Annotated in this window: 1 pseudogene; it reads left to right on the top strand. The window is 49.2% G+C overall.

Going from position 1 to position 506, the window contains the following annotated elements:
• Nucleotides 1-506 (top strand): annotated as a pseudogene (locus C7R92_RS31850) (polyketide synthase); the annotation flags it as partial.

The following is a 506-nucleotide window of genomic DNA, read 5'->3' as shown; positions in this document are numbered from 1 at the left end:
CGGTGTGATAAAAGGAAGTGCCATTAACCATGGCGGCAAAACAAATGGTTATACCGTACCTAATCCGAATGCACAAGCGAGTGTAATTGGACGTGCCTTGAAGGAGGCAGGAATTGATCCACGGACGATTAGTTATTTGGAAGCTCACGGCACAGGTACTTCTTTAGGGGATCCAATTGAGATCGCAGGATTGACAAAAGCCTTCCAAGCGTACACTACAGACAAGCAATTCTGCTCAATCGGATCAGCGAAGTCCAATATCGGGCATTGTGAGAGTGCAGCGGGAATTGCCGGGATAACGAAAATCCTTCTACAGCTCAAACATGGACAACTAGCACCATCCTTGCATGCGGAGGTGCTAAATCCGAATATTGATTTCAGCACGACTCCGTTTGTCGTACAGCAAGAGCTGGCAGAGTGGAAACGTCCTGTTATTGACGGTCAGGAAGTTCCAAGGCGCTCGGGGGTGAGCAGCTTTGGTGCGGGTGGCTCGAATGCTCATATCG

Origin of the sequence: Brevibacillus porteri (assembly GCF_003013475.1) — a bacterium.
Classification (GTDB): Bacteria; Bacillota; Bacilli; order Brevibacillales; family Brevibacillaceae; genus Brevibacillus; species Brevibacillus porteri.
Note: the sequence above shows the minus strand (reverse complement) of the source record. Positions and strands in the feature narration are given on the sequence as shown.